6 protein-coding genes are annotated in these 8,822 nt (G+C 44.7%); all 6 read left to right on the forward strand.

Going from position 1 to position 8,822, the window contains the following annotated elements; translation table 11 throughout:
• Positions 1 to 126: 126 nt before the first annotated feature.
• Positions 127 to 1,536 carry a glutamate--ammonia ligase gene (glnA, locus tag DD616_RS04515; protein WP_017043509.1) on the forward strand — a complete coding sequence of 470 codons (1,410 nt, stop codon included), beginning with the start codon at positions 127 to 129 and terminating at the stop codon, positions 1,534 to 1,536.
• 148 nt (positions 1,537 to 1,684) lie between these two features.
• Positions 1,685 to 2,266 (forward strand): DUF4124 domain-containing protein, encoded by a 582-nt coding sequence (locus DD616_RS04520; RefSeq protein WP_208872001.1) that lies wholly within the window; start codon positions 1,685 to 1,687, stop codon positions 2,264 to 2,266.
• 134 nt (positions 2,267 to 2,400) lie between these two features.
• The gene (glnL, locus tag DD616_RS04525; protein WP_026027507.1) at positions 2,401 to 3,447 is read left to right on the forward strand and encodes a nitrogen regulation protein NR(II); all 1,047 of its coding nucleotides are present in this window, start codon (positions 2,401 to 2,403) and stop codon (positions 3,445 to 3,447) included.
• Between the two features lie 39 nt (positions 3,448 to 3,486).
• Positions 3,487 to 4,890 carry a nitrogen regulation protein NR(I) gene (glnG, locus tag DD616_RS04530; RefSeq protein WP_094125493.1) on the forward strand — a complete coding sequence of 468 codons (1,404 nt, stop codon included), beginning with the start codon at positions 3,487 to 3,489 and terminating at the stop codon, positions 4,888 to 4,890.
• A gap of 105 nt (positions 4,891 to 4,995) precedes the next feature.
• Entirely contained in the window at positions 4,996 to 7,545 is a 2,550-nt protein-coding gene (gene gepA, locus DD616_RS04535; protein WP_439144734.1) for a phosphodiesterase GepA, read from the forward strand.
• A gap of 91 nt (positions 7,546 to 7,636) precedes the next feature.
• Positions 7,637 to 8,641, forward strand: coding sequence for an adenosine deaminase (gene add, locus DD616_RS04540; RefSeq protein ID WP_094125495.1), 1,005 nt, complete (start codon positions 7,637 to 7,639; stop codon positions 8,639 to 8,641).
• The last annotated feature ends 181 nt before the right edge of the window (positions 8,642 to 8,822 follow it).

Raw genomic sequence — 8,822 nt, forward strand, 5'->3', positions numbered from 1 at the left:
TAATTGGCACGAATTTAGCTTTGTTAGAAACAGCATCGATTAATAAGTTTAGAATGAAATTAATCAATGCTAGTTTCAATTCGATTCGGGCCATTACCGCTTTAATAACACTGGAGGTTATCCAAGATGTCAGTAGAAAACGTTCTATCGCTGATCCAAGAAAACGAAGTTAAGTTTGTTGACCTGCGCTTTACCGACACGAAAGGCAAAGAGCAACATATCTCTATTCCTGCTCATCAAGTCGACGCAGACTTCTTCGAAGAAGGTAAGATGTTCGATGGTTCATCCGTTGCTGGCTGGAAAGGAATCAATGAGTCTGACATGGTGATGATGCCTGATGCATCAAGTGCAGTTCTTGACCCGTTCACAGAAGACGCAACACTTAACATTCGTTGTGACATTCTAGAGCCTGCAACCATGCAAGGCTACGATCGTGACCCACGTTCTATCGCAAAACGCGCAGAAGATTACATGCGTTCAACAGGTATCGCAGACACCGTTCTTGTCGGTCCAGAGCCAGAGTTCTTCCTTTTTGATGACGTGAAATACACCAACAATATGTCTGGTGCCTCATTCAAAATTGATGATATCGAAGCGGCTTGGAACACTGGCGCTGAAATTGAAGGTGGTAACAAAGGTCACCGCCCTGGTGTGAAAGGTGGTTATTTCCCTGTTGCACCGGTTGACTCATCACAAGACATCCGCTCAGCCATGTGTTTGATCATGGAAGAGATGGGCCTCGTCGTTGAAGCTCACCACCATGAAGTAGCGACCGCAGGTCAAAACGAAATCGCCACTCGCTTTAATACGCTAACCACGAAAGCCGATGAGATCCAAATCTACAAATACGTGGTGCACAACGTTGCGCACGCCTTTGGTAAAACAGCAACCTTCATGCCTAAGCCTCTTGTTGGCGACAACGGTTCAGGTATGCACGTTCACCAATCTCTTGCAAAAGATGGTGTAAACCTATTTGCTGGTGACAAGTACGGCGGTCTATCTGACTTAGCGCTTTACTACATTGGCGGTATCATCAAGCACGCGCGTGCCATCAACGCATTTGCTAACCCATCAACAAACTCGTACAAGCGCCTTGTCCCTGGGTTTGAAGCACCGGTAATGCTAGCTTACTCGGCTCGTAACCGTTCTGCGTCTATCCGTATTCCAGTAGTACCAAGCCCGAAAGCACGTCGTATCGAAGCTCGTTTCCCAGATCCAGCAGCGAACCCATACCTAGCGTTTGCCGCTCTTCTAATGGCTGGTCTTGATGGTATCAAGAACAAGATCCATCCAGGAGAAGCGATGGATAAAGATTTGTACGACCTACCAGCAGAAGAAGCCGCTGAGATTCCAAAAGTAGCCGAGTCACTTGAAGTGGCACTAAAAGCACTGGATGAAGATCGTGAATTCCTGACCGCTGGCGGCGTATTCTCTGATGATTTCATCAACTCATACATCACGCTAAAAGCAAAAGATGTAGAACGCGTCAACATGGCCGTTCACCCACTAGAATTTGAATTGTACTACTCGGTATAATTCTTAGCTTTAGTACAAAATGTAACTTAGGTTATGGATTTATTAGGCTCGCCTCGCAGGTGAGCCTTTTTCATATTTGGGGTTAATTCCGGACGTCGTAACATTAGCGTTACAACAATAACGGCACTCAAAAGCCGATACCCTTAACGTGAAAACATCTCTATATAGGGGGATGACTGTGAATCTGATCCGAACTTTACTCCTAACACTCATCATGCTTTATTCCGCGACTTCAATTGCACAAAACGTCTATACGTGGGTGGATGCGAACGGCGTGTTGCATCTTAGCGATGTCCCACAAGATAAGGGAGCAAAGCAAATTTCGATTCCTGATTTTCAGGCCGATGCGCCTGAGCCAACCTTTGAAACCTCTCACCCCGTCACTGAGCTCACCAAAAATCTGCCACAGGAAAAATCCGCAACCAATATCAACAAAATAGAACCGCTGACCATTGCAATTCGCTCTCCGGCTGACGATGAAACCTTACGCAGCAATGCGGGCGTTATTTCAATCAACGCCGAACTCAATCGCAACTTAACCGTCAATGAACAGTTGCAATTGGTCATGAATGACAAGGCCTATGGCGCCCCCGCCACTCAACCTACTTGGACGCTGAAAAATCTAGATAGAGGAACGCATCGCTTTTTAATTCAAGTAGTTGTAAACGGCAAGATTATTGCATCGTCTAACCCTGTGACGGTGCATTTACATCGAGCCAGCATCAAGTGATGAACTCTTCGCCAATAAGCTCGATATAACAACAGGTTTCACTTTTTCTTCTGACACCGATGCGCCATACTTAGCCATGCAATGCACCAAAGTTGTGCATTGCATCATTTGGGAACACGGACAAGGATGAAAACGTGAATTGTGAGCTAAGCCAAACGATTTTAAATAATATCGTTACCGCCACCTTGATGCTCGATGAGTCTCTTTGTATCCGTTATGCCAATCCAGCGGCTGAACAACTCTTCTCCCAAAGTGCTAAGCGAATTATCAACCAACCACTGTCAAAACTCATCCAGCACGCTTCTCTTGATTTAGCGCTGCTTTCTCAGCCGTTGCAAAGTGGCCAAAGTATTACTGATAGCGATGTTACGTTTGTGGTCGATGGTAAGCCACTGATGCTGGAAGTGACCGTGAGCCCTATATCTTGGCAACGCGAGCTGATGCTTTTGGTCGAAATGCGCAAAATTGGTCAACAACGACGGTTAACACAAGAGCTCAATCAGCACGCCCAACAGCAAGCGGCAAAACTCTTAGTTCGCGGGCTGGCGCATGAAATTAAAAACCCATTAGGTGGGCTACGTGGCGCGGCGCAACTGCTAGAAAAGATGTTGCCGGACCACAGTCTCACTGAGTACACCCAAATTATTATTGAACAAGCCGATCGACTGCGCGCGCTCGTTGATCGTTTGCTCGGCCCACAAAAACCGGGCAAGAAGTGCTCTGAAAATCTCCATGTAATTTTGGAAAAAGTCCGCCAATTGGTTGAGCTAGAAGCCAGCACACACTTGGTGATTGAACGAGATTATGACCCCAGCTTGCCCGATATTTTGATGGATACCGATCAAATCGAGCAGGCATTACTGAATATCGTCAGCAATGCGGCACAGATTTTATCTCATGATCCGCATGGTAAAATCACACTTCGCACCAGAACAGTGCACCAAGCCAATATTCACGGACAGCGCCATAAGTTAGTGGCACGCATAGAAATCAGCGATAACGGCCCAGGCATTCCTACCGAATTACAAGACACACTGTTTTACCCCATGGTCAGCGGCCGTGAAGGTGGAACGGGGCTGGGTCTTTCTATCTCACAAAACCTGATCGATCAGCACAATGGAAAAATCGATGTTGAAAGCTGGCCAGGTCGAACCACATTTACTATTTATTTACCCATTTGACCGATGTCAGATTGGGTTTGCTGCTAAGGAATAAACATTATGAGTAAAGGATACGTTTGGGTGGTGGACGATGATAGTTCGATCCGCTGGGTGATGGAAAAAACGCTCTCATCAGCCAACATAAAATGCGAAACGTTTTCCGATGCCGAAAGTGTGTTACTGGCGCTAGAAAGAGAAACGCCCGATGTGCTCGTTTCCGATATTCGCATGCCGGGCATGAATGGTATTGAGCTGCTAAACCAAGTTCATTCACGATCTCCTGAGTTGCCCGTCATCATCATGACGGCCCACTCAGATCTTGATGCCGCGGTGAATGCCTATCAAAAGGGTGCCTTTGAGTATCTGCCTAAACCTTTTGATGTCGATGAAACCCTCACCTTGGTTGAACGTGCCATTGCGCATAGTCAGGAGCAGCGCAAAGAACAATCCAATCAACAGACTGGCGTTGATAGTACACCGGAAATCATTGGAGAAGCCCCTTCAATGCAAGAGGTATTTCGGGCAATTGGCCGTTTATCACGTTCCTCAATTTCAGTCTTGATCAATGGTGAATCAGGAACCGGGAAGGAGTTAGTCGCTCACGCGCTTCATCGCCATAGCCCACGCGCCCAAAAACCGTTTATTGCCCTCAATATGGCCGCAATTCCAAAAGATCTCATCGAGTCAGAACTGTTTGGTCATGAGAAAGGAGCATTCACTGGTGCAAACAATGTCCGCCAAGGGCGTTTTGAGCAGGCCAATGGTGGCACCCTATTCTTAGATGAAATTGGCGATATGCCGCTCGACATTCAAACTCGGCTACTGCGTGTTTTAGCCGATGGTCAGTTTTACCGCGTAGGAGGGCATTCAGCAATCAAAGTGGATGTCCGCATTGTCGCCGCCACTCACCAAAACTTAGAAAAACTCGTTCATCAAGGAAAGTTTCGTGACGACCTTTTTCACCGTCTCAATGTCATTCGTATTCATATCCCAGCACTGCGTGAACGAAGCCAAGATATAGAAAAACTGACCAAGCACTTTCTCGCCTCTGCAGCAAAAGAATTAGGCGTAGAAATGAAAACGCTGCATCCTAAGAGCATTGAAATTTTGAATCGTCTTGAATGGCCGGGAAACGTACGACAACTTGAAAATATGTGTCGCTGGTTAACTGTAATGGCCAGTGGCAGCGAGGTGCTACCCAGTGATCTTCCTTCCGAATTATTGTCGGAAAAGAAAAATAGTGACTTTGATAGTGCTATAAGTTGGCAACAACAACTCGCAAGTTGGGCTAAATCTTCATTAGCTTCAGGAGAAACAGAGCTGCTTTCTTATGCACTTCCTGAATTTGAACGTATACTTTTGGAAGCAGCACTTCATCACACCAATGGTCACAAACAAGACGCAGCTAAGGTGCTTGGGTGGGGGCGCAATACGTTGACAAGGAAGTTAAAAGAACTTTACTGATAATTTTTTAATGATCAGGTGCAGTGATTCACTTTCTGGCACAATGCAATCACCCACCACCTTGCGTGTTTTACCGATAATTTGTATGGATGCAGAAGACACGACATGTCATTTACGAATCAAATAACGTTGAAAACAGCCGTTGTTCTACCATTTGTTATGATTTTCCTCATAACGATTGGAGTGATTGTGGGTGTACAAAAATACAGTTATGAAGAGATGGTTGATGACATTAGCAGCAAACAGCTTTCATCATTAAATGCCAATGTAGAGCAGCGACTGATCAGTTTTCTCGATGAACCTTTTCAAGCCAGCCTCGCTTTAAGCCACACGATCGGCTTTAGTCAGTTCTATTCTGCGGACGATGTCAGTAAAGTAGAAGGATATCTGCTTGCCAGTTTTGAAACGCTTTATCGACCGCTAGAACAAATTGATGTGATCGGATTTGGTGGCGAACAGGCGGAGTACGTGGGCTTTCGCAAAGAGATTGGTGATAGTTTCACCTTGATGGTGAAAGATAATCGAACTCAGCAAAACTTGGTGATCTACTCAGGAAAAACCATCAATCAAGATATTCGCTCCACCATTGCCGATTATGATCCAAGAACTCGCCCCTGGTATACTCCAGTTGCACAAAGTTTAAGCCCAAGTTGGTCGCCAATCTACACTAATGTTGATGAACGCCAAGAGATCACGCTCTCTGCTTTAGCACCCGTTTTCTCTATGAACAAATTCATCGGTGTTTTGGTGACTGATGTGAAAATCGATACGTTCAATGCGTTTCTGGCCTCACTGCAACAGAAAACTCATGCCAACGTGTATATTATTGATCCAGAAAAAAGATTGGTGGCTCACTCCAATACCAGCACCGTTGTCTCTTGGGGGACCGAACTGTCGGCAAAAGGAGAGCGACTACTGGCTATCGAAAATGCCAACCCAGTGATCCAAGCCAGTGCACATTATATTGATAACCATGACAAAATGCTGTCAGCAACACTCAACAAATTCGAAACGGTAGTTGATGGCACCCGCTATTTTAATCATCTCACTCCCTTTAAAGATAAACATGGCATCGAATGGTTTATTGGCGTCTCGATTTCAGAAACCGATCTACTTGGTCGATTGCCAGAAAACCAACAAAACAGTTGGATTATTGGCGGCATTGTCAGCCTTATCGGCATTGGTATAGGGCTCATTGCCTTTAATCGAATCACCACTCCAATTACCGCTACCGCGGCTGCTGCTCAGCATCTAGCAAAAGGGGATTGGGAAAGTAACATGCCGAAAGCTGGCAATATTTATGAAACGAGTTTGCTTGTTTATTCATTCAATGAAATGGCCAACAACCTAAAAGCCTCATTTAAGGCATTGCATTCCCAATTGATCTACGATTCCCTAACCAAGCTCTATAGCCGTGAAGGTTTAATTGATAACTTTAGTCAATTAAATCAAATTAATGGCAGCCTATTGCTTATCGGCATCGATAAATTCAGAGATATTAATGACAGCTTGGGGCATCAGCAAGGTGACTTACTATTACAAATTATTGCTGAAAAATTACGCACACTATTTGCAAGCACCTCATGTATTGCTCGTACAGGTGGTGATGAATTCGCTATTTACATCCCCTCTTTACAACAAAAGAATGAAGCCCAATCCGCGGCTAACAGCATATTACAAATGTTTGCTGTCCCATTCTCAATGCATAATGAAAAAGTGGTCGTCAATGCCTCCATTGGCATCGTACTCCCTAATGACACACTCCATACTATGGCGCTATGGTTACGTAATGGTAGCATCGCACTCAGCCACGCCAAGCAAGAGCGCTCAAGGATCTGCTATTACTCTCCAGAGATGGACGATGTTTCTCGTAAACGTACGCAAATGCTCACTCAAATTAAGCTTGCCATAGAGAACAAAGAATATATTCCGTATTATCAACCAATTGTAAACTTATCAACGGGAGATATCATCGGAGCTGAAGCCTTGGCACGCTGGGTGACACCAAGCGGTGATATCATTCCCCCCTTGGAATTCATTCCTATCGCTGAAGAAAGCGGCTTTATTGGCCTGATTGGTGAGCAAATCTTGTATCAAGCGTGTTTTGACACGATGCAAGGCATCAAGATGGGTAAATGGGGATCGACGTTTAAAATGCACGTCAACCTCTCAGTGAACCAGCTATCTCAACCTCAGTTTGTTCATGAACTCAAAGCGACTTTGGAAAGAACGGGGCTTGAACCCAATAACCTCGCTTTAGAGATCACAGAATCAAGAATTGTTGATAACGACCCAGTTATTTTAGCAAACATGAACAAACTCAAAGAGCTGGGCATCCATATCGCGATAGATGATTTTGGTACTGGATACAGCTCCCTTTCTTATTTACATCAACTTCCATTCGATTGTCTAAAAATAGACAGGGCGTTTGTATCGCAGCTCGAACAGACAAATCTCAGTAGCTCAGTCGTTGCGGCAATCATCAACATGACTCGTGGGTTTAATGTTGAAATTGTAGCAGAAGGTATTGAAACCAAAGAGCAAGTCCATCTCCTAACCATGCTTAACTGCACTCAGGGACAAGGCTTTCTGTTTAGTAAAGCCATCCCTTTTAACGAATGGTCAACAGATATGGTAAACATAAAAGCCAAATAAACAGAATTGGATGATTTAATACTCTTTGCTAGCTGACACTGACCACATTGATTTTTATACTTGATGCCATACACACTTTCGGAAAAACATAATGATAACTAAAAATCTACCGCTTACTGATTTGCATCGCCATCTTGACGGCAACATTCGAACCAAAACTATCTTAGAACTAGGGCAACGATTTGGTGTAGCGCTGCCAGCTGGCAACATAGAAGAGCTCACACCTCATGTACAAATCGTCGAAGCAGAACCATCATTGGTCGCCTTTTTATCAAAACTTGATTGGGGAGTTGCCGTATTGGGTGATCTCGATGCTTGCCGAAGAGTCGCCTACGAAAATGTCGAAGATGCCTTAAATGCTCAAATTGATTATGCCGAGCTGAGGTTCTCTCCTTACTATATGGCTATGAAACATCAACTGCCTATCGCTGGCGTTGTTGAGGCTGTAGTTGATGGGGTACAAGCGGGCGTTCGAGACTTCGGTATTCAGGCTAACCTAATAGGAATTATGAGCCGCACTTTTGGCACCGATGCTTGTCAGCAGGAGCTAGACGCTATTTTGACTCAAAAGCAGCACATTGTTGCAGTCGACTTAGCGGGCGATGAACTTGGGCAGCCGGGCGAGCGATTTATTTCTCACTTTAAACAAGTACGAGATGCAGGACTAAGAGTTACAGTACATGCTGGAGAGGCGGCGGGGTCAGAAAGTATGTGGCAGGCAATTAAAGAGCTAGGTGCAGAACGCATTGGACACGGAGTAAAAGCCGTCCATGACCCTAAGCTAATGGATTATCTTGCCAAACACCGTATTGGCATTGAGTCTTGCCTAACGTCAAACTTCCAAACGAGCACAGTAAACTCTCTTGCTCATCATCCTATAAAACAGTTTTTAGAGCACGGGATACTTGCTTGTTTAAATACTGATGACCCAGCGGTTGAAGGTATTGAACTTCCACATGAATATGAAGTTGCAGCACTTCAAGCAGGCCTTTCTCAAGAGCAGATCAGACAAGCGCAAATTAACGGATTAGAATTAGCCTTTCTTTCAGACTCAGATAAAAAAGCACTGTCAGCTAAAGCCGCTTTGCGTAGCTAAATCTCCTGAACCATACCTCTCTAGCCGATGTTTAATACATCGGCTTTTTTATACCTAAGACATAGAGACCGAAAAGAATAAGAATAGATTGAACAAAGTGTAGCTACCACACGACTGTCCTGAGAGTGATAAAAAATAAAATGCTATTTTGCTCAAACGAAAAAAAGCCCTGCTATTACTA

Origin of the sequence: Vibrio anguillarum, assembly GCF_003390515.1 — a bacterium.
Taxonomy (GTDB): Bacteria; Pseudomonadota; Gammaproteobacteria; order Enterobacterales; family Vibrionaceae; genus Vibrio; species Vibrio anguillarum.

Bases quoted from the DNA above. Each gene is read 5' to 3' on its own strand.
- glnA (WP_017043509.1), top strand. From the start codon at position 127: ATGTCAGTAGAAAACGTTCTATCGCTGATCCAAGAAAACGAAGTTAAG.
- glnG (WP_094125493.1), top strand. From the start codon at position 3,487: ATGAGTAAAGGATACGTTTGGGTGGTGGACGATGATAGTTCGATCCGC.
- gepA (WP_439144734.1), top strand. From the start codon at position 4,996: ATGTCATTTACGAATCAAATAACGTTGAAAACAGCCGTTGTTCTACCA.
- add (WP_094125495.1), top strand. From the start codon at position 7,637: ATGATAACTAAAAATCTACCGCTTACTGATTTGCATCGCCATCTTGAC.